General features: G+C 59.3%; 18 protein-coding genes. 10 read left to right on the top strand and 8 right to left on the bottom strand.

Going from position 1 to position 21,401, the window contains the following annotated elements; all coding sequences use genetic code 11:
• Window positions 1–61 precede the first annotated feature (61 nt).
• Complete coding sequence (locus tag AO065_RS23965; protein WP_004879321.1) at window positions 62–1,936, bottom strand: MFS transporter; 1,875 nt, start codon at window positions 1,934–1,936, stop codon at window positions 62–64.
• 222 nt (window positions 1,937–2,158) lie between these two features.
• Between AO065_RS23965 and AO065_RS23960 the strand changes: the two genes are divergently transcribed.
• Window positions 2,159–5,632: a hybrid sensor histidine kinase/response regulator gene (locus AO065_RS23960; RefSeq protein ID WP_004879319.1), complete on the top strand. Its 3,474-nt coding sequence runs from the start codon at window positions 2,159–2,161 to the stop codon at window positions 5,630–5,632.
• A gap of 372 nt (window positions 5,633–6,004) precedes the next feature.
• Here AO065_RS23960 and AO065_RS23955 read toward each other — a convergent pair whose 3' ends face one another.
• Window positions 6,005–6,943: an aspartyl/asparaginyl beta-hydroxylase domain-containing protein gene (locus AO065_RS23955; RefSeq protein ID WP_004879311.1), complete on the bottom strand. Its 939-nt coding sequence runs from the start codon at window positions 6,941–6,943 to the stop codon at window positions 6,005–6,007.
• 166 nt (window positions 6,944–7,109) lie between these two features.
• Window positions 7,110–8,084: a cysteine synthase A gene (gene cysK / locus AO065_RS23950; RefSeq protein WP_054540852.1), complete on the bottom strand. Its 975-nt coding sequence runs from the start codon at window positions 8,082–8,084 to the stop codon at window positions 7,110–7,112.
• Window positions 8,085–8,210: 126 nt separating this feature from the next.
• Here cysK and AO065_RS23945 point away from each other — a divergent pair, with 126 nt between their 5' ends.
• Window positions 8,211–9,281, top strand: a complete 1,071-nt coding sequence (locus tag AO065_RS23945; RefSeq protein ID WP_004879303.1) for an AsmA family protein — start codon at window positions 8,211–8,213, stop codon at window positions 9,279–9,281.
• On the opposite strand, the gene AO065_RS23940 is transcribed toward AO065_RS23945, so the two are convergent.
• Window positions 9,278–9,763: a DUF2442 domain-containing protein gene (locus AO065_RS23940; protein WP_032650284.1), complete on the bottom strand. Its 486-nt coding sequence runs from the start codon at window positions 9,761–9,763 to the stop codon at window positions 9,278–9,280. The genes AO065_RS23945 and AO065_RS23940 overlap by 4 nt on opposite strands.
• Complete coding sequence (locus tag AO065_RS26845; RefSeq protein WP_004879298.1) at window positions 9,760–9,990, bottom strand: DUF4160 domain-containing protein; 231 nt, start codon at window positions 9,988–9,990, stop codon at window positions 9,760–9,762. The genes AO065_RS23940 and AO065_RS26845 overlap by 4 nt, the downstream gene beginning before the upstream one ends.
• Window positions 9,991–10,192: 202 nt before the next feature.
• Between AO065_RS26845 and AO065_RS23935 the strand changes: the two genes are divergently transcribed.
• The 3 genes from AO065_RS23935 (at window position 10,193) to AO065_RS23925 (ending at window position 13,173) form a co-directional block, all read left to right on the top strand.
• Window positions 10,193–11,038 (top strand): AAA family ATPase, encoded by an 846-nt coding sequence (locus AO065_RS23935; protein ID WP_004879284.1) that lies wholly within the window; start codon window positions 10,193–10,195, stop codon window positions 11,036–11,038.
• 39 nt (window positions 11,039–11,077) lie between these two features.
• On the top strand, window positions 11,078–12,256 hold the full coding sequence (locus tag AO065_RS23930; RefSeq protein WP_004879282.1) for a vWA domain-containing protein: 1,179 nt from the start codon (window positions 11,078–11,080) through the stop codon (window positions 12,254–12,256).
• A 194-nt stretch (window positions 12,257–12,450) separates the two neighbouring features.
• Complete coding sequence (locus AO065_RS23925; protein WP_004879280.1) at window positions 12,451–13,173, top strand: WbqC family protein; 723 nt, start codon at window positions 12,451–12,453, stop codon at window positions 13,171–13,173.
• A 167-nt stretch (window positions 13,174–13,340) separates the two neighbouring features.
• On the opposite strand, the gene AO065_RS23920 is transcribed toward AO065_RS23925, so the two are convergent.
• From AO065_RS23920 to AO065_RS23910, 3 genes are all read right to left on the bottom strand, one after another.
• On the bottom strand, window positions 13,341–13,865 hold the full coding sequence (locus tag AO065_RS23920; RefSeq protein ID WP_004879278.1) for a DUF2937 family protein: 525 nt from the start codon (window positions 13,863–13,865) through the stop codon (window positions 13,341–13,343).
• Between the two features lie 39 nt (window positions 13,866–13,904).
• Window positions 13,905–14,693 carry a class II glutamine amidotransferase gene (locus AO065_RS23915; RefSeq protein WP_004879276.1) on the bottom strand — a complete coding sequence of 263 codons (789 nt, stop codon included), beginning with the start codon at window positions 14,691–14,693 and terminating at the stop codon, window positions 13,905–13,907.
• Window positions 14,694–14,769: 76 nt separating this feature from the next.
• Complete coding sequence (locus tag AO065_RS23910) at window positions 14,770–15,252, bottom strand: hypothetical protein (RefSeq protein ID WP_004879273.1); 483 nt, start codon at window positions 15,250–15,252, stop codon at window positions 14,770–14,772.
• A gap of 134 nt (window positions 15,253–15,386) precedes the next feature.
• Between AO065_RS23910 and AO065_RS23905 the strand changes: the two genes are divergently transcribed.
• The 5 genes from AO065_RS23905 to AO065_RS23885 all read left to right on the top strand — a co-directional run bounded on the left by AO065_RS23905 (window position 15,387) and on the right by AO065_RS23885 (window position 21,388).
• Window positions 15,387–17,447, top strand: coding sequence for a S9 family peptidase (locus tag AO065_RS23905; RefSeq protein ID WP_004879270.1), 2,061 nt, complete (start codon window positions 15,387–15,389; stop codon window positions 17,445–17,447).
• Window positions 17,448–17,529: 82 nt separating this feature from the next.
• Entirely contained in the window at window positions 17,530–18,006 is a 477-nt protein-coding gene (locus tag AO065_RS23900; RefSeq protein ID WP_004879268.1) for a cyclic nucleotide-binding domain-containing protein, read from the top strand.
• Window positions 18,007–18,072: 66 nt separating this feature from the next.
• Window positions 18,073–18,447 (top strand): YajD family HNH nuclease, encoded by a 375-nt coding sequence (locus AO065_RS23895; protein WP_004879266.1) that lies wholly within the window; start codon window positions 18,073–18,075, stop codon window positions 18,445–18,447.
• A gap of 281 nt (window positions 18,448–18,728) precedes the next feature.
• Window positions 18,729–20,498 (top strand): copper resistance system multicopper oxidase, encoded by a 1,770-nt coding sequence (locus AO065_RS23890; RefSeq protein WP_004879265.1) that lies wholly within the window; start codon window positions 18,729–18,731, stop codon window positions 20,496–20,498.
• An 11-nt stretch (window positions 20,499–20,509) separates the two neighbouring features.
• Window positions 20,510–21,388: a copper resistance protein B gene (locus AO065_RS23885; protein WP_412778560.1), complete on the top strand. Its 879-nt coding sequence runs from the start codon at window positions 20,510–20,512 to the stop codon at window positions 21,386–21,388.
• Window positions 21,389–21,401: the final 13 nt, after the last annotated feature.

Here is a 21,401-nt window from a genome sequence, read left to right as displayed (position 1 = left end):
CGACAGCGTTACGTCGAAGACGTGGTGGCGCCTCCCACAGTCCGTTAACGGACTACAAACCCTACCGCACCGTCCCTCTCAATGCCTTCACCTGCTCACGCACATCCACCGGCGCGGCGGCATCTGCAGCGATAGGCGCACCGGCCACCAGCACGACGCGTGACCACAGACGGCGAAACAATCCCTTCTCCGGGTCGCGACTGAAAAAGCTGCCCCACAGTCCCTGAAGCGCCATCGGAATCACCGGCACCGACGTTTCCTGAAGAATGCGCGTCATGCCGCTCTTGAAGCCGCTGATTTCACCATCCGTGGTCAGCTTGCCTTCCGGGAAGATGCATACCAGCTCGCCTTCAGCCAGATACTGCGCAATGCGCTTGAAGGACTGCTCGTAGATTTCCATGTCTTCGTTACGACCGGCAATCGGAATGGTACCGGCCGTGCGGAAGATGAAGTTGAGCACCGGCAATTGATAGATTTTGTAGTACATGACGAAACGGATCGGCCGTCTGACCGAACCCGCGATCAACAGTGCATCGACAAATGAAACGTGGTTGCAGACCAGCAGCGCCGCGCCTTCATCGGGAATCAGGTTCAGGTTGCGGTGCTCGACCCGATACATCGAATGACCCAGCAGCCAGATCAGGAAGCGCATGGTGAACTCAGGCACGATCCTGAAGATGTAGACGTTGACCGCCACGTTCAGCAACGACACCACCAGAAACAGGTGTGGAATCGTCAGCTTGGCGAAGCTGAGCAACAGAATGGAGACAATCGCCGACACCACCATGAACAGCGCGTTGAGAATATTGTTGGCAGCAATGACCCGTGAACGCTCTTTTTCCGGAGTGCGCGACTGAATCAGTGCATACAGCGGCACGATATAGAAACCGCCAAAAACGCCGATGCCGAGGATGTCGAACAACACCCACCAACCTTGCCCGTCACTCAGGATAGCCAGCCAGTCGTTGGCCTGTACGTTTTGCGGGAAGCCGCCCGAATGCCACCACAGCAGCAGACCGAAAATCGTGATCCCCATGGAGCCGAACGGCACCAGACCGATCTCGACCTTGTGCCCGGACAGGCGCTCGCAGAGCAACGAACCCAGTGCGATGCCGACCGAGAAAACCGTCAGGATCAGCGTCACCACGGTTTCATCGCCGTACATCCATTCCTGGGCATACGCCGGGATTTGCGTCAGGTAGATCGCCCCGACGAACCAGAACCATGAGTTGCCGACAATCGAGCGCGACACCGCAGGCGTCTGCCCCAATCCCATGCGCAGCGTGGCCCAGGACTGGGTGAAGATATTCCAGTTGAGCTTCATTTCAGGTGAGGCAGCCGCCGCCTTCGGGATACCGAAACTGGCCAGAAAGCCCAGGCAGGCGATCAGCACGATGGCCGCCGAGACGATCCAGGCGTAGTGCGTGGAAGACATCATCACACCGGCACTGATCGTGCCTGCGAGAATCGCCAGGAAGGTGCCCATCTCGACCAGCGCGTTGCCGCCGACCAGCTCGGACTCGCGCAAGTGCTGCGGCAGGATCGAATACTTCACCGGGCCGAACAGCGCGGAATGCGTGCCCATCGCGAACAACGCCGCCAGCATCATCCACAGGTGGTTGAACAGAAAGCCTGCGGCACCCACCGCCATGATCACGATTTCACCGAACTTGATGATCCTGATCAGCGCATCCTTCGGGTATTTTTCGCCGAACTGCCCGGCCAGCGCCGAGAACAGAAAGAACGGCAGAATGAACAGCAAGGCGCACAGGTTGACGTAGATCGAACGATCCCCGTCGATGGCCAGCTTATAAAGAATGGCGAGGATCAATGACTGCTTGAACACATTGTCATTGAACGCCCCGAGGGACTGCGTAACGAAAAACGGCAGGAAGCGCCGTTTTCCTAGAAGGCTGAATTGTGACTGCTGGCTCATCGTCCGTGGTCCTGAGAGGCTTGGGCACACTGGCGTCGCCGCCAATCCGAGGCACATTGAAGACGCAACGCCTGAGAATGTCGATAGGATATTTCCTGCTTTGAAGCGCGCCGAGGCGATTGCCTCGGCTGCGACACCCCGCCACGCTCGACCTTGGTCGAGAAAGACGAAGTGCAGCCGTCGTGCGAGACTGAGTGCTGTCGATACATTCTGGAATCCGATATGTCGCTGTCCAGCGGGCTGATCGCCGCCGTTGCCCTGTCCTATATGGCAATCATGTTTGCCATTGCCTTCTATGGCGACCGCTACAGCGCATCGCTGCGCCCGACCATGCGTGCCTGGGTCTACAGCCTGTCGCTGGCGGTCTACTGCACCAGCTGGACGTTTTTTGGTGCCGTGGGTCAGGCAGCCGAACAGTTGTGGTCGTTCCTGCCGATTTACCTGGGTCCGATCGTGCTGATGGTGCTGGCGCCCTGGGTGCTGCAGAAGATGGTGCTGATCAGCAAACAGGAAAACATCACGTCGATTGCCGACTTCATTGCGGCGCGCTACGGCAAGTCCCAGTCGCTGGCAGTCATGGTCGCGCTGATCTGCCTGATCGGCATGCTGCCGTACATTGCGCTGCAGCTCAAAGGCATTGTGCTGGGGGTGAATATTCTGATCGGAGCCGTGGCCGACTCCACCGGCACCCGCGCGCAGGACACGGCACTGGTGGTCTCGCTGATTCTGGCGCTATTCACCATCGTGTTCGGTGCCCGCAATCTGGACGTGACCGAGCACCATCGCGGCATGGTGCTGGCGATTGCCTTCGAGGCGTTGGTAAAGCTGTTTGCGTTCATGGCCGTCGGGGTGTTCGTGACCTTCGGGCTGTACGACGGCTTCGATGACCTGTTCAACCAGGCCAAGCTGGCGCCGCGCCTTGAAGAATACTGGCAGGACACGATCAACTGGCCGTCGATGTTCGTGCAGACTGGCGTGGCGATGATGGCGATTGTCTGCCTGCCCCGGCAGTTTCACGTCACGGTGGTCGAAAACATCGAGCCGCAGGATCTGAATCTGGCCAAGTGGGTGTTTCCGGCCTATCTGGCGCTGGCCGCGCTGTTCGTGGTGCCTATCGCGCTGGCCGGGCAGATGCTGTTGCCTGACTCGATGCTGCCCGACTCCTTCGTGATCAGCCTGCCGCTGGCCCATGCACACCCATCGCTGGCACTGCTGGCATTCATCGGCGGCGCGTCGGCTGCAACCGGCATGGTGATCGTGGCCTGCGTCGCCCTCTCGACCATGATTTCCAACGACATGCTGTTGCCATGGCTGCTGCGCCGCAAGAACACCGAGCGACCGTTCGAAGCGTTCCGACACTGGATGCTCTCGGTGCGCCGTATCAGCATCGTGATGATTCTGCTGCTCGCCTACGTCAGTTACCGAATGCTCGGTTCCACCGCGAGCCTGGCGACCATCGGCCAGATCGCCTTTGCGGCCATCACCCAGCTCGCGCCTGCGATGTTCGGCGCGCTGTACTGGAAGCAGGCCAACCGCCGCGGTGTGTTCGCGGGTCTGGCTGCCGGGATTTTCATCTGGTTCTACACGCTGGTCCTGCCGGTCGCTGCCCACGGCATGGGCTGGTCGCTGCACGCTTTTCCATTGCTGGCCTGGCTGCACAGCAACCCGCTGGATTTGCCGATCACGCCAATGACCCAGGGCGTACTGCTGTCGATGGCCGGCAACTGCACGCTGTTCGCCTGGGTGTCGATGCTGTCACGCACGCGAGTGACCGAGCACTGGCAGGCAGGTCGCTTCATCGGTCAGGAAACCCAAGGGCGCGCCTACATGCGGCCATTGCTGGCGGTGCAGATCGAGGACCTGCTCAGCCTGTCAGCACGCTTTGTCGGGGAAGAACGCGCCCGACAGAGCTTCACCCGTTTTGCCTACCGTCAGGGCAAGAGTTTCAACCCCAACCAGAACGCCACGGGCGACTGGATCGCCCACACCGAACGCCTGCTGGCCGGTGTGCTCGGCACCTCGTCGACCCGGGCAGTGGTCAAGGCGGCCATCGAAGGCCGGGACATGCAACTCGAAGACGTGGTGCGCATCGCCGACGAAGCCTCCGAGGTACTGCAGTTCAACCGTGCCCTGCTGCAAGGCGCCATCGAGAACATTACCCAGGGCATCAGCGTGGTCGATCAGTCGCTGCGACTGGTGGCCTGGAATCATCGCTATCTGGAGCTGTTCAATTACCCGGAAGGCCTGATTGGCGTGGGCCGTCCGATTGCCGACATCATCCGCTACAACGCCGAACGCGGCTTGTGCGGGCCGGGTGAGGCCGAAGTGCACGTAGCGCGGCGTCTGCACTGGATGCGGCAGGGTCGGGCGCACACGTCAGAGCGATTGTTCCCCAACGGACAGGTCATCGAGCTGATCGGCAACCCGATGCCCGGCGGCGGTTTTGTCATGAGTTTTACCGACATTACCGCGTTCCGCGCGGCCGAACAGGCGCTCAAGGGCGTCAATGAAAGCCTTGAGCAGCGAGTGACCGAACGTACTCAGGAACTCTCGCAACTGAACCAGGCACTGACCGAAGCCAAAGGCACGGCCGAAGCGGCCAACGAATCGAAGACCCGTTTTCTGGCAGCGGTCAGCCACGACCTGATGCAACCACTGAATGCCGCCCGCCTGTTCTCCGCCGCGCTCTCGCATCAGGAAGACGGCATTTCCAGTGATGCCCAGCAACTGATCCAGCATCTGGACAGCTCGTTGCGCTCGGCCGAGGACCTGATCAGCGACCTGCTGGACATTTCGCGCATCGAAAACGGCAAGATTGCCCCGGACCGCCAGCCCTTCCCGCTCAACACGCTGTTCGACACACTCGGCGCGGAATTCAAGGCGCTGGCGCAGGAACAGGGTCTGACGTTTCGGGTCAGGGGCAGTGCGGTGCGGGTAGACAGCGATATCAAGCTGCTGCGCCGCGTGCTGCAAAACTTCCTGACCAATGCATTTCGTTATGCCAGCGGGCCGATCCTGCTGGGCGTGAGGCGTCAGGGTGAACACCTGAGCCTTGAGGTATGGGATCGCGGACCGGGTATTCCCGAAGACAAGCGCCAGGTGATTTTCGAGGAGTTCAAGCGTCTGGACAGCCATCAGACTCACGCCGCCAAAGGCCTTGGGTTGGGCCTGGCGATTGCTGATGGCCTGTGTCGTATTCTCGAGCATCCGTTGCAGGTTCGTTCCTGGACCGGGAAAGGTAGCGTGTTCAGCGTGCAGGTGCCGCTCGCGTCGGCACAGACGCCGATGCCTGCCAAGTTGGTGGAAATAAATCGTCCGGCCTTGAATGGCACGCAGGTGCTCTGCGTCGATAACGAAGACAGCATCCTGATCGGCATGAACAGCCTGCTGTCACGCTGGGGCTGTCAGGTATGGACTGCGCGCAATCGTCAGGAATGTGAGGTCTTGCTGAACAATGGTGTCCATCCGCAGATCGCGCTGGTGGACTATCACCTGGACGATGGAGAAACCGGCACTGAGCTGATGGCCTGGCTGAGAACCCGCCTCGGCCAGCCGGTGCCGGGCGTGTTGATCAGCGCCGACGGACGCCCCGAACTGATCGCCCAGATGCACGCCGCCGGGCTCGACTACCTGCCCAAGCCGGTCAAGCCTGCGGCATTGCGCGCGTTGTTGAGTCGGCATGTGAGCTTGAGTTGAGATCGAAAAGATAACTTGAGCCATGTGTTCGGCTCACTGATTACGGCATCTGTGCCATTTGTGACGCGGAGCGTCACGGGCGGCATGCCCACGCGGAGCGATGGGCACGATCAGTGTAGAGGCGGACTGATCACACCCATCAACTGCCGCTGCGCCGCACCAATCTGCGTGGGAACGCCTCCCAGGACGCTCCGCGTCCGCTCTCGAATGTGGCGCAGGGTCATGTCGGCAAACAGAAACGATGCAACTGGGCATCGAGGCGCGGCAGATCGTTCGCGAGATCGGCATGGGTCTGAGGCTGCGACATGGAAGGACCTCCACATGAGCATCAATCTGTAACCCGAGCCGACCTCTGACTGGACAGGCGTTTTTTCAACCGAACAGCCAGTACCCCAACAAGGTCAGGACCAGCACCGCCAACACAGGGCGCAGCACGCGGTAGGCCTTGGGGTTGCTGCGTTTGAACTGCTTGACCTTGCCACTGAAGGTATCGCTGAAACGCTTGCTGAACGCGTACGCCTGATTGATGCCACCGACGCGCTCGTCGTCAAGGTTCTGCGGTGCGGTGGCACGGCCCAGAAAGGCGCTGACGCTGCGGTTCAGGCGGGTCATCAGACGGTTGGTCAGCGGACGCTCGATGTCGCAGAACAGAATCACGCGGGTCTGGGTCGTTTCATTCTTGACCCAGTGCACGTAAGTCTCGTCGAACATGACGTCTTCGCCGTCACGCCACGAGTATTCCTTGCCATCAACAAAGATCCGGCAATCATCGGAGTTGGGCGTGGAAAGGCCCAGGTGATAGCGCAGGGAACCGGCAAACGGGTCGCGGTGTGGATTGAGGTGGCTGTCACCCGGCAACAGGGCAAACATCGCACCCTTGACGTTGGGAATGCTGTTGACCAGCGCAACGGTCTTCGGACACAGCGCTTCGGCCGAAGGCAGCGCCTTGTCGTACCATTTCAGGTAGAAACGCTTCCAGCCTTTCTTGAAAAACGAACCGAAACCGGCATCGTTGTTCTTCTCGGCGGCGCGGATATAGCCTTCGTCGAACAGGTGCATCGCTTCATCACGGATGGTTTCCCAGTTGTCCTTGAGCACATCGAGCTCGGGAAACTTGCTGCGATCCAGGTATGGCTTGGACGGCACGCGGGAAAACAGGTACATCAGCGCGTTATAGGGCGCAAACAGCGCCGAATGGTTCACGAACTGACGCAGCAACGGCAACCGGGCCTGCCCGCGCAGATGCACGTACAGCGTGCTGCCCAGGAAAAGCATCAGGATCAATGCCTTGGCAGCAAATGAAAGGGTCATGAAACTCTCCTTGGAGCGGGCAGACAACGCTGAACGTAACGCCGACAGTCGGTCAATGTGAAGGACCAGAAACGCCAGATGACCTGTAACGATCATCTGGCGCTGAAAAGGTGGCCATCATAAACCCTTGAACCGTCCGCATGAAGCACGCACTGCCCAAGATGTGTTACTGCGACAGCTCCTGGTCAGTGAACAGGTCGCTGAACAACATGCTCGACAGGTAGCGTTCGCCGGAATCCGGCAGGATCACCACGATGGTCTTGCCCTGCATTTCCGGTTTCTCGGCCAGACGCACGGCCGCAGCCATCGCCGCACCACAGGAAATACCGCACAGGATGCCTTCTTCCTGCATCAGGCGACGTGCCATGGCTTTGGACTCGTCATCGGTCACCCGTTCAACCCGGTCGACCAGTGAGAGGTCGAGGTTTTTCGGGATGAAACCGGCACCGATGCCCTGAATCTTGTGCGGACTGGGCTTGATTTCTTCACCGGCCATGGCCTGGGTAATGATCGGCGAGCCGTCAGGCTCGACCGCCACCGACAGAATCGGCTTGCGTGCGGTGTGCTTGATATAGCGCGACACGCCTGTGATCGTACCGCCCGTGCCCACACCCGCCACCAGCACGTCGATTGCGCCGTCGGTGTCGTTCCAGATTTCAGGGCCGGTGGTCTTCTCGTGAATCGCCGGGTTGGCCGGGTTCTCGAACTGACCGGGCATGAAGTACTGCTCAGGGTTGCCAGCGAGCAACTCCTCAGCCTTGGCGATGGCCCCTTTCATGCCCTTGGCGGGCTCGGTCAGGACCAGTTCGGCACCCAGCGCCTTGAGCACCTTGCGACGCTCTATGCTCATGGAGGCAGGCATGGTCAGCATCAGCTTGTAGCCTCGCGCCGCCGCGACGAACGCCAGACCAATACCGGTATTGCCAGAGGTTGGCTCGACGATGGTCATGCCCGGCTTGAGTTTGCCGCTGCTTTCAGCGTCCCAGATCATGTTGGCGCCGATGCGGCACTTTACCGAGTAGCCCGGATTACGCCCTTCGATCTTGGCCAGAATCGTGACACCGCGCGGTGCGATGCGGTTGATCTGCACCAGCGGCGTGTTGCCGATGGAATGGGCGTTATCAGCGTAAATACGGCTCATGAAGATGTCCTTATGCACATCGGTTAAATAAATAAAGCCTATGCCGCCAGCGGTTGGGCGTCCAGTATCACCGAACCGATGCTGCCGAACGCAGTCAACCCTTCACTGCAACCGGAGACTCGTGTCATGAAACGTCGCTACAGTTGGCCGCTATGGACGCTGGCCGCTCTGGTCATTCTGCTGATCGGGATCAACATTGCCCTGCCCTATCTGGTGCGTGACTACCTGAATGACAAACTCGCCGACATGGGTGATTACCGCGGTCAGGTCACTGACGTGGATCTGGCCCTTTGGCGGGGTGCATACCGGATCAAAGGGCTGAACATCGTCAAGGTCGACGGCAAAGTGCCCGTGCCGTTCGTGAAAGCGCCGATCATCGAGCTGGCGGTCAGCTGGCATTCACTCTGGTACGACCACGCCGTCGTCGCCGAGGTTTTATTTATCGACCCGGAAATCAACTTTGTCGATGGCGGCAACAACAAACAGGCCTCCCAGACTGGTCAGGGCACGGACTGGCGCACCCAGTTGAACAAGCTCCTGCCTGTAACCCTCAACGAGGTGCGCATCGGCAACGGACGGATCACCTTCAACAACTTCAACTCCACGCCCAAGGTAAAAATCGAGGCTGACCAGGTCAACGCCAGTTTCTATAACCTGACCAATGTGGTGGATGTCGAAGGCAATCGTGACGCCAGCTTCGAAGGCAAGGCGCGCTTGCTGGGGCACGCCAAGCTGGAGAGCACTGCCCGCTTCGACCCGTTCAACAACTTTCAGGATTTCGATTTTCGTCTCAGAGCGACCGGCATTCAGCTGAAAAGGCTCAACGACTTCTCATCGGCCTACGGCAAGTTCGACTTCAATGCGGGCAACGGTGACCTCGTGATCGAGGCTCAGGCCGACAAAGGCCAGTTGAGCGGTTACATCAAACCGCTGCTGCGCAACGTCGACGTGTTCAACTGGCATCAGGACGTCGAAGACAAGGACAAGGGCGTGTTTCGCTCGATCTGGGAAGCGCTGGTCGGCACCAGCGAAACCGTGCTGAAAAACCAGCGCCAGAACCAGTTCGCCACCCGTGTCGACCTGAGCGGCAGTGTCAACCAGCAGGACATCAGCGGCTTTCAGGCGTTCTGGCAGATTCTGCGTAACGCATTCGTACAGGCGTTCAATGCGCGTTATGAGAGCAGCAAGGATTCCTAGTCTTTCTTGTCTGTACGATAAACGCCTGTATTTTCGGCAGCCTTTGAGGGCTGCTGGAGCGCGTCCCATCCAAGGCATGCGAGCGCCAGTGTACGAGGTGTCACTTCGCGCGCATTGCTGTAACGAGTGATGCTCCGCGTGCTGACACCCAGCGCTTGCGCGGCCTGCGACAAAGGCAAACCGGTACGCGCACGCCAGCCTATGAAAATTCGTGTGTTCTCATCAGTTGCAGCCTGCGCCTGAGCGTCAAGATACAACGTATCCGCACCTATCTGGATGTCAGGCTCCGGCCACTCGACCGTCCAGCCATCATCGCCCACCTGCGCGCTGGCGAATGCATCGGGATCCTTCAAGAGATGAAGCCCTGGCCAGGCATGCAGGTCCTGACTCATATCGAGTATCAACTGCTGATCATTGATAAATGTCAGGGCAAGACGGTAATCGGGCAAGGCCTGAACATGTTTGAGACGGGGTCGTTTCATGGATGCCATCGTCTCCAGTCCTCCATCAGTGCTTCACGGTGAATACGTATCCATTCGAGCGTTTCCTTCAAAACAGCAGCCGGGGCGTGACCTTTAAGGACTTCTATCCTTTCCGGACCGATCAGTACATCCAGCCCACCTCCAGTCAAATGGACGTGCGGTGGCAAATGATGTTTCTCCCTGAGCTGAATTCTGTATTTATCCCTGAATCTGTGCTTGGTAGACATGCCGCGCATGGTATCGCCAAATTAGCGATACCTGAAGCCCGCGTTACAATTTTGCGCAGTCAAACCGTGACGCCCCATTCAAGAACTGAATGGGGCGTCTGCGTTCACAGGGGTCCGGTACGCACGTTATAGTCGGGGCATATTCGCCACTACTACAGCGTGCGGGCTCTTCGCCGCGCATGGACTGCGAGAGGATTCATCGATGAAGTTTGAAGGCACCCCGGCATACGTCGCCACCGACGATCTGAAGCTTGCGGTCAACGCGGCGATCACTCTGGAGCGTCCGCTGCTGGTCAAGGGTGAGCCCGGCACCGGCAAGACCATGCTTGCCGAGCAACTGGCCGAGTCATTCGGCGCCCGGCTGATCACCTGGCACATCAAGTCGACCACCAAGGCCCATCAGGGGCTTTACGAATACGATGCCGTCAGCCGTTTGCGTGACTCGCAACTGGGCGTGGACAAGGTTCACGACGTGCGCAACTACTTGAAGAAGGGCAAGCTCTGGGAAGCTTTCGAGTCCGAAGAGCGCGTGATCCTGCTGATCGACGAAATCGACAAGGCCGACATCGAGTTCCCCAACGACCTGTTGCAGGAACTCGACAAGATGGAGTTCTACGTTTACGAAATCGACGAGACCATCAAGGCGAAGCAGCGCCCGATCATCATCATTACCTCAAACAACGAAAAAGAGCTGCCGGACGCCTTTCTGCGTCGCTGCTTCTTCCATTACATCGCCTTTCCAGACCGCGCAACGCTGCAGCGCATCGTCGACGTCCACTATCCCACTATCAAGAAAGACCTGGTCAGCGAAGCGCTGGACGTGTTCTTCGACGTGCGCAAGGTGCCTGGCCTGAAGAAAAAGCCGTCGACCTCTGAATTGGTGGACTGGCTCAAGCTGCTGATGGCCGACAACATCGGCGAAGCGGTGCTGCGCGAGCGCGATCCGACCAAGGCCATTCCGCCGCTGGCCGGCGCCCTGGTCAAGAACGAACAGGACGTGCAATTGCTGGAACGGCTGGCGTTCATGAGCCGTCGCGGCAATCGCTGATCCTCTTCATTTACCCTGCTACGAAAAAGGGCGACAGCCATGCTGCTCAACCTGTTCAACGAAATGCGTGCGGCCAAGGTGCCGGTGTCCCTGCGCGAGTTGCTGGACCTGATCAATGCGCTGAAACAGCGGGTCATTTTTGCCGACATTGACGAGTTCTACTTTCTGGCGCGCACGATTCTGGTCAAGGACGAGCGCCATTTCGACAAGTTCGACCGGGCGTTCGGTGCCTACTTCAATGGCTTGGAAAAGCTCGACGACCACTTGCAGGCACTGATCCCCGAAGACTGGCTGCGCAAGGAGTTCGAGCGTTCTCTGAGCGAAGAAGAGCGGGCGCAAATCCAGTCACTGGGCGGCCTCGACAAGTTGATCGAAGAGTTCAAGAAACGTCTGGAAGAACAGAAGGAACGCCATGCCGGTGGCAATAAATGGATCGGCACCGGAGGCACCAGCCCGTTCGGCTCGGGCGGTTACAACCCTGAAGGCATCCGGGTGGGCGACGCAGGTGAACGCAAGGGCAAGGCGGTAAAGGTCTGGGATCAGCGCGAGTACAAGAACCTGGACGATCAGGTGGAACTGGGCACGCGCAATATCAAGGTTGCCTTGCGCCGCCTGCGCAAGTTCGCTCGTCAGGGCGCAGCCGACGAACTGGACATCGACGGCACCATCGACCACACCGCCCGCGATGCCGGCCTGCTGAACATCCAGATGCGCCCTGAGAGACGCAACACTATCAAGTTGCTGCTGCTGTTCGACATCGGCGGCTCGATGGATGCCCACGTCAAGGTCTGCGAAGAACTGTTCTCGGCCTGCAAGACCGAGTTCAAGCACATGGAGTATTTCTACTTCCATAATTTCGTGTACGAATCGGTGTGGAAAAACAACCTGCGCCGCGGCTCGGAGCGGACCTCGACCCAGGACCTGCTGCACAAGTACGGCGCGGACTACAAAGTGATCTTCATCGGCGACGCTTCGATGGCGCCTTACGAAATCACCCAGCCCGGCGGCAGTGTCGAGCACTGGAACGAAGAAGCAGGCTATGTGTGGATGCAGCGTTTCATGGCCAAATTCAAGAAGATCGTCTGGATCAATCCTTACCCGAAAGACACGTGGGGCTACACAGCCTCGACCCACATCGTCCGCGATCTGGTGGAAGACCACATGTATCCGCTGACCCTCCGCGGCCTGGAAGAAAGCATGCGCTACCTGGCCAAATAAGTGGATGTCAGTGTAAAAAAGCCAGTCATCGACTGGCTTTTTTCAACCCGACCAACAGCACTTTCATTTTGTAACTTCGAACTACGCTCAGGTTTCTGACATCCATTCAGACGGTCATGTGCTGACTGAGTAAGTCGTTCTGCCGTTACTCCATCGTTTTGCCTGAGCAACCGTCGCGACTTCGCGGGTTACTTATGATTGAAACGCTCGGGATCATGCAGCCTTATTTTTTTCCCTATATTGGTTACTTCCAGCTTATTGCCGCAGTGGAGCGCGGACTGGTCTTCGACATCGTCAAATACAAACGCAAGAGCTGGATGAACCGCAACCGGGTACTGGACGGCTACGGGGGGTGGCAGTACATAAAGGTCCCGGTCAGCGCCAGAGACGGGACGCTGATCAAGGACGCCACGATCACCGATTGCAGCGCCGCCCACACACGCATCAGAAACCAGCTGGAACACTACCGCTGCAAGGCGCCTTACTTCAGGCAGATGATGCAGTTGATCGACCTTACCTTCGATTCACCGGACATCACTCATATCAGCGATTTGAACACACGCTCATTGAAAGTGGTGTGTGATTATCTGGGTCTGCCGTTCAACTGGAAAACCTGTTCCGAGATGAAGTTTGACTTGCCTGTCATCGAACATGCAGGACAGTGGGCGCTGGAAATCAGCACCTTGATGGAAGCTCGCCAATACATCAACGCCACGGGCGGCCGCGATATATTTGTTTCCGGCGAATGGCAGGAACGCGGTATCGAACTTCGCTTCCTGGAGCCCTCTTCACTCAGTTATAACGTGGTGGCACCTTTCGACTTTATCGAGAATCTTTCGATACTGGACGTTTTGATGTGGAACGATCCTGAAACAGTGCTGGCTTATATACGCAATGAAACAAGGGCCGTCCCATGATCGGCCCAGCAGCATCACCCATGTTTCATGTGTTTTACAGTTTGATGCGGTTCTGCTCAGCCGACGGCTCGCCAAGGGCTGCGCAGAGACGCTGGACGCCGACATCACAGTTCAATAACAGGCTGCCCATGGGCTTTCTCCTGTTTGGGTGAGAACCAGACGGACGCTTAGCGCCAGTCTCTTTCCAGCTGCGGCTTGCGACGTCCGCCGTTCACGACCCAGCCGAGCAACAACACAAGGCTTTCGATCACCAGCGCCAGCAGCAATGCGCTGATGATGCCCCAGGCGATGACTTCAGGGGCCAGCAGGACTTGCCAGGTGTAGCCGTTGAAGGTCTCGCGACGGATATCGGGATCGGACGACGTGGCGACATAGAAGGCCCGCGAATACCACGGTCCCTGCAGCCCCAGCCACTGACGCTCCAGCACGTGGGTGCGGGTCAGCAAGGTCTCGATGTTGTCGGCATCGCTGCGAAACACCGGATCTTCACTGCTGCGATAGTGCTGAATCAGCGCCTGGATATCACCCTTGAAAAACTGCGCAGCGGTGTTGTTGTAGCCCTTGATCGCTTGCTGGGCTTCGATCAGGTGCGCTTCTACACGCTTGCTGTAGTCACTGATGAAGCCGGGCACTTGAACGCCGAACAGCAGACCCGCCGTGAACAGGACCAATCGCAGATAACTTCGCAGCATGAACATCCCTCTTGCGTTGAATTCCGTGTGACCGTGCGCTTATGGCATGACCGGTTCGGCCGAACCCTTGCAGACACATTCGCCCTTGCGCCACAGACTCCACTGGCCCGGCTCGTAAGCGTTCCAGTTTTCGTTCGCGGTCAACGGCTCGGTGGCAATGACTGTGACCACATCATGCGGCGTGGTTTCCGCCTGAAAATCGACAATCACGTCAACGTCCTTCAATCGGGCCGGACCGAAGGGTGCGCGTCGGGTGATCTGGACCAGTTTGGTGCTGCAGAAGCAGAACAGCCAGTCGCCGTCGCTCAACAGGCAATTGAACACGCCTTTGCTGCGGTATTCGGTGCAGGCCTGGATCAGCGTCGGCAGCAGTTGCTCGACTTCGACCGGCTCGGGAAACGCTTCACGCACACGGTTGAGCAGGTCGCAGAATGCCGCTTCGCTGTCAGTATCACCCACGGGTCGATAGAAGGTGACACTCGGACTGAATTCGGCCAATTGGCCGTTGTGGGCGAAACACCAGTTCCGGCCCCACAGCTCGCGCACGAAAGGATGCGTGTTGGACAGGCAGACCTTGCCGACGTTGGCCTGACGAATGTGGCCAATCACGACTTCGCTTTTGATGGGGTAACGTTGCACCAGTTGCGCGACTTCCGACTCGCAGCTGGCGGCCGGGTCCTGAAACAGGCGCAGGCCTCGGCCTTCGTAGAAAGCAATGCCCCAGCCGTCACGATGCGGGCCGGTCTTGCCGCCCCGCTGCATCAGCCCGGTAAAGCTGAAAACGATGTCGGTCGGGACATTGGCGCTCATGCCCAGTAGTTCACACATGTTCAGGTTCTCGCTTCAGGACGTTTTGCAGCAGTCATGCGCTGCACGTTGCAGCGCAGGCCAACGAAGCGGGACGCTACAGACGCGGCTCGACCCGAGCGCCGCGTGCCGACGTGGCAGGAGACGGTGCAGCGGGTTTGCGAGCGTAACGCTCGTCACTGGCAAACGGATCGTCTTCGGCGTCTGTATCGACAGGTTCTGCAACCGGCGCCGGTTGACGCGCCTTGCGGCTTCTTTCGATCGGCCAGCGAATGAGCACGAACAGCAGGTAAGCACCGAAGGCGAACATGCCGTACATCGCCAGATCGGAAACGGCGGTCCAGACGTTACTACCGACCTTGAACATCAGGTCCAGCGCAGTGATGGCTACTGCCGGAGCGTAGGCGTCCTTGAGAGGATCAACCAGCGTCGGTGTGAGCAGCAACACGGCGGCGATGACACGCAGCGGCTCCTTGAGGTAGCGCCACATCCAGCCGGTCATCAGAAACCATACCAACAGGCAGCCCAGCGCGGCGAAGGCGTAGAGGCTCCAGGCGATCAGATAGTCGTTCTCGGTCATGTCGTCCGTTGGCAAGGCAGGTAAAGAGGCGCTTATGATAACGGCTTTTCACTGGCCCGGCTTGCCTGGGTTGCTCAATCGGCGCAGCGTGTCCTCATAATTCATCTGATTGCCACTTTAAAAGAGAGCCCCGCATGTCCTTTTCGAATGCCACCTCACGCGCCCCGATCGCTCGCAAGGCCGAAGGCTCGGATCCCTACGCCTGGCTGCAGAACCGCGACACCGAAGAGGTGCTCGACTATCTGAAAGCTGAAAACCAGTACCAAGAAGAGCAACTGGCGGACCAGCGCGAGCTGCGTGAAACGCTGTTTCAGGAAATCAAAAGCCGGATTCTGGAAACCGACCTGTCACTGCCCTCGCCCTGGGGTCCGTATCTGTATTACACGCGCACCACAGAGGGCGACGAGTACGCACGCCACTACCGTTGCCCGCGTCCGGCGGATGACTCGAACACAGTCGACGAAAGTCGGGAAGAACTGCTGCTGGACCCCAACGTGCTGGCCGACGGCGGATTCTTTTCACTCGGCGCTTTCAGCATCAGCCCCAACCATCAGCGCCTCGCCTACAGCCTGGACACCAGTGGCGACGAGGTTTATCAGCTCTACGTCAAGGAACTGAGCTCTGGCCAGGTCAGCAGCTTGCCGTTCGAGGATTGCGACGGCAGCATGACCTGGGCCAACGACAGCCAGACGCTGTTCTTTGGCGAGCTGGACGACACGCATCGTCCACACAAGCTGTATCGCCACACACTCGGTAACGGGACCGCTGACCTGGTGTTCAGCGAGCCGGACGGCCGCTTCTTTCTGCACTGCTTCCGCACCAGCTCCGAACGTCAACTGGTGCTGCTGCTGAACAGCAAAACCACGAGCGAAGCCTGGGTGCTGGACGCCGAGCATCCCGAGCAGGCTTTCGTCTGCCTCGCGCCACGCGTCGAAGGCCATGAATACTTTCCTGATCACGGCCTGCTCGATGGCGTCTGGAGCTGGTTCATTCGCAGCAACCAGAGCGGCATCAATTTCGCGCTGTACCACGCCCCCGAGAAGGCGACCGGCGTTCCGACCCGTGATGACTGGCAGACGCTGATCCCGCACAGCGATTCGGTGATGCTCGAAGGCGTCGGCCTCAACGCCAGAGGTCTCAGCCTGAGCTTGCGCGAAGGCGGCCTGCCGATCATCGAAATCCGCCCTCAGGATCTGCCCGCCTATCGGGTGCAACTGCCAGACGCGGCGTACAGCCTTTACGTGCAGGACTCGCTGGAATTCGACAGCCCGCGGATTCGCCTGCGTTACCAGTCGCTGAACCGTCCGCCGCAGGTCCGGCAGCTGGAGCTGGCAACCGGCGAGCAGATTGTACTCAAGGAAACGCCGGTGCTGGGCACCTTCGATGCCGATGCCTACGTCAGCCAGCGCCTGTGGGCGACTGCTGCTGATGAAACCCAGGTGCCGATCAGTCTGGTGGTCAAACGCGAACTAGCCGGTCAGGCGACGCCGCTTTATCTGTACGGCTACGGTGCCTATGGCGAAAGTCTGGACCCTTGGTTCTCCCACGCTCGCCTGAGCCTGCTGGACCGGGGCGTGGCGTTCGCCATCGCGCATGTGCGCGGCGGCGGCGAGTTGGGCGAAGCCTGGTATCGCAACGGCAAGCAGGAACACAAACAGAATACTTTTGGTGATTTCATTGCCTGCGCCGAGCACTTGATTGCCGAGGGGTTGACCCGCTCCGAGCAACTGGTGATCAGTGGCGGCAGCGCGGGCGGTCTGTTGATGGGCGCGGTGCTCAATCAGCGTCCGGACCTGTTCAAGGCGGCGATTGCCGAGGTGCCATTCGTGGACGTGCTCAACACCATGCTCGATCCCGAGTTGCCGCTGACCGTCACCGAATATGACGAATGGGGCAACCCGCAGGAGCCCGAGGTCTACGAACGCATCAAGGCCTACGCGCCTTATGAAAATGTCAGCGTCCAGGCGTATCCGGCCATGCTGGTGATCGCCGGTTACAACGACAGCCGTGTGCAGTATTGGGAAGCGGCCAAGTGGGTCGCGAAGTTGCGTGCTACAAAGACAGACGACAACCTCTTGCTGCTCAAAACCGAACTGGGTGCCGGGCACGGCGGGATGAGCGGCCGCTATCAAGGCTTGCGCGATGTGGCGCTGGAATACGGATTCATCTTCAAGGTATTGCAAACCGGCGAATGAACTTGGCACCCAACGCCTGTCTTACTAGCATCGGGGGCAAGGATCTGCCCCCCTCACTGAAGCCTGAACACAAGACCGAACCATGTCAGAACAACTGTCCAACCTGAACAACGCCATACGCGACATGCTGCTGGACTGCGGCCTGTTCGACACCCTGCTGCCTAGCGATTTCCTCGCTGTGGCGGGCTACTTCAGCATCACCGACATCGAAAAGGGCGAAGCAGTGTTTGCCGAAGGTGATGCCGGAACGTTCATGTGCATCATCCATCAAGGCACGGTGTCCGTGCAGAAGCTCAACAGTGAAGGCCAGCAGGTCGAAATCGCCACCCTGCGCCGTGGCCGGGCATTCGGCGAGATGGCGGTGCTGGACGGCGAACGTCGTTCGGCCAGTTGCATCGCGGCGACAAGCTGCCAGTTGCTGAACCTGGGTCGCGATTCGCTGGACAAGATGCTCGATGACGCACCGAAGATCGCCGCCAAGATCATTCGCGCCCTGGCCATTTCGCTGTCGCGACGTTTGCGCATGGTCGACGGCCAATTGCTCTCGCAACAGGTGTGAGTTTGTTCATCCGGCGCTAAACTTGCCGACATTCCGCTTTCAATGCGCACACGAACAGGTGACACCATGAGCACGGCCAACCCGCCCTCCAACACTGCCAAGCTGGATCGTATTCTGGCCGACGCTCAGCGCGACCGCGAAATGGGCTACCGCGACAAGGCCCTGCGCATGTATCCGCATGTCTGCGGGCGCTGTGCCCGTGAGTTCGCCGGCAAGCGCCTGAGCGAACTGACCGTTCACCACCGCGACCACAACCACGACAACAACCCGCAGGACGGCTCCAACTGGGAACTGCTCTGCCTGTACTGCCACGACAACGAACACTCCCGTTATACCGATCAGCAGTACTTCTCCGACAGCTCCCTCAGCTCGCCGAAAACGTCCAAGGCAACGCACAACCCGTTTGCTGCGCTGGCAGGGTTGATGAAAAAGGACGAGTGACGGGAAAGGCTGCCCTGGTCGTTCACAAAGCATCTGCGTCATCAGACCCATTTGGGACGCAGAGCGTCCCGGGATGCATGCCCACGCAGAGCGTAGGCACGATCATCGTCTATTCCTTGCACTGATCGTTCCCACGCGATGGCACGATCAGTGGTGAGGCGGATTTGACGTGGCGCAACCTGACTGAAATGTAATCCCCTCGCCTTCCGCCTTGTGGCATCTTTTCGCCAGATCCGCAGGCTGTCCGGCCTGCGCCGAACCGACCGTACGGATACGCCATCATGCTTCCCGGAACTTCAAGACGCACCTTCGTGAAAGGACTGACCGCAGGGGGTCTGCTGGGCGGGCTCGGGCTCGGGCTCTGGCGCAGTCCGGTCTGGGCCGCGCCGCGTCCAGGTGAATCGCTGGAACTGTCAGGCACTGAATTCGACCTGTTCATTGGTGAAACTCCCGTCAACCTCACCGGCAGCCCGCGCACCGCCATGACGGTCAACGGCGGCCTGCCCGGCCCTCTGCTGCGCTGGCGCGAAGGCGATACCGTCACGCTGCGGGTGAAGAACCGGCTCAAGGACACCACGTCCATTCACTGGCACGGCATCATCCTGCCCGCCAACATGGACGGCGTTCCCGGCCTGAGCTTTGACGGCATCGCCCCGAACGGCCTGTACGTTTACCGCTTCAAGGTCAGACAGAACGGCACCTACTGGTACCACAGTCACTCGGGCTTTCAGGAACAGGCCGGGGTCTACGGGCCGCTGATCATCGACGCAAAAGACCCGGAGCCGTTCAGCTACGAGCGCGAGCACGTCGTCATGCTCACCGACTGGACGGACGAAGACCCAACGCGCTTGATGAAGAAACTCAAGAAGCAGTCCGACTACTACAACCAGAACAAGCGCACCGTGGGCGACTTCATCAACGACGTCAGCGACAAGGGCTGGAGCAAAACCGTCGCCGACCGTGCGATGTGGGCGCAGATGCAGATGGACCCGACCGATCTGGCTGACGTCAGCGGCGCTACTTACACCTACCTGATGAACGGCCAGGCGCCGGACATGAACTGGACGGGCCTTTTCAAACCGGGCGAGCGAATCCGTCTGCGCTTCATCAACGGCTCGTCCATGACCTACTTCGATGTGCGTATTCCCGGCCTGAAGATGACTGTCGTTGCCAGCGACGGCCAGCACGTCAAACCGGTAAGCGTCGACGAGTTACGCATCGCAGTGGCCGAAACCTTCGACGTGATCGTCGAACCTGCCGACGGCGCCTACACGCTATTCGCCCAGTCGATGGACCGCAGCGGTTTTGCGCGAGGCACACTCACCAGCAGGCCAGGCATGAAAGCAGACGTGCCGTCCCTCGACCCGCGCCCATTGTTGAGCATGGAGGACATGGGCATGGGCGGCATGGATCATGGTGCAATGAGCAACGGCAGCATGAATCACGACAGCATGCAGGGCATGGACCACAGCCAGATGGGTCACGACATGCAAGGCATGGATCACAACGCCATGCCCATCAACACTCCACAATCGCACCCGGACAGCGAAACCAACAACCCGCTGGTCGACATGCAGGCCATGAGCACCTCACCCAAACTCGATGATCCAGGCATCGGCCTGAGAAACAACGGCCGCAAGGTCCTGACCTACGCCGACCTGCACAGCGCCTTCGACGACCCGGATGGCCGCGAGCCGAGTCGCACGATCGAGTTGCACCTCACCGGTCACATGGAGAAATTCGCCTGGTCGTTCGACGGCGTGAAGTTCTCCGATGCAGCGCCCCTGAAACTCAAATATGGCGAACGAGTTCGTGTGGTGCTGGTCAACGACACGATGATGACGCATCCGATCCACCTGCACGGCATGTGGAGCGATCTGGAAGACGAGCACGGCAGGTTCAAGGTGCGCAAACACACCATCGACATGCCACCGGGCTCAAAACGCAGCTATCGCGTGACCGCCGATGCCCTCGGGCGCTGGGCGTATCACTGCCATATGCTTTATCACATGGAAATGGGCATGTTTCGTGAAGTGCGGGTAGAAGAATGAAGACTCAAATGTTGAACCAGGTCCCGGGCCACCCTCGCCTGCCGATGGTGCTGATGGGCCTCGGCATGATTCTCACGGCGCAGGCCAGCGCTGCTGACATGCAGGGCATGGACCACGGGATGGATCACTCCAGTCACGCCATGCCAGAAACGCAACCGGTGCAATCCACACCCGACCAGAGTCGAACGCCGATTCCGGCTATCACCGATGCAGACCGGGCGGCGCTCTATACCAGCCACGACGGGCATCAGGTACACGACGCAGCCATCAATTCCTACTTTCTGGCCGAGAAGATGGAATGGCAGAACGCAAACGACGGCAGTGCGCTGGCCTGGGATCTGTCGGGCTGGATTGGTGGCGACATCGACAGGCTAGTGCTTCGCTCGGAGGGCGAACGCGTGAACGGCAAGACCGAGGAAGCGGAACTGCAGGCGCTTTGGGGACACGCTATCACCTCGTCGTGGGACGTGGTCGTCGGTGCGCGCCAGGATTTCAAACCCGGCGCTCCACAGAGCTGGGCGGCGTTTGGCGTGCAAGGCTCGGCGATTTCCGATCTCGACGTTCAGGCCACCGCCTTTCTCGGTGAAGCCGGCCAGAGCGCTGCACGGCTTGAGGGCGATTACGACCTGACGCTGACCAATCAGCTGATCCTGCAGCCCACTTCCGAAATCAACGCCTATGGCAAGGACGATCCGCAGCGCGGCATCGGCTCCGGCCTTTCGAGCACTGAACTCGGGCTGCGGCTGCGTTACGAACTGCGTCCGGAGTTTGCGCCTTACATCGGCGTGACCTGGAATCGTACCTACGGCAAGACGGCCGACTATGCCCGAGAGGAAGGTGAGGACGTCAACGACGCGCGGCTGGTGGTCGGGGTACGCATGTGGTTCTGACGCCGGGCAGTCT

The sequence above is a fragment of the Pseudomonas viridiflava genome, from assembly GCF_001642795.1.
Taxonomy (GTDB): domain Bacteria; phylum Pseudomonadota; class Gammaproteobacteria; order Pseudomonadales; family Pseudomonadaceae; genus Aquipseudomonas; species Aquipseudomonas viridiflava.
The sequence above is the reverse complement of the archived record's forward strand: the minus strand, read 5'-3'. Positions and strand labels throughout refer to the sequence as shown.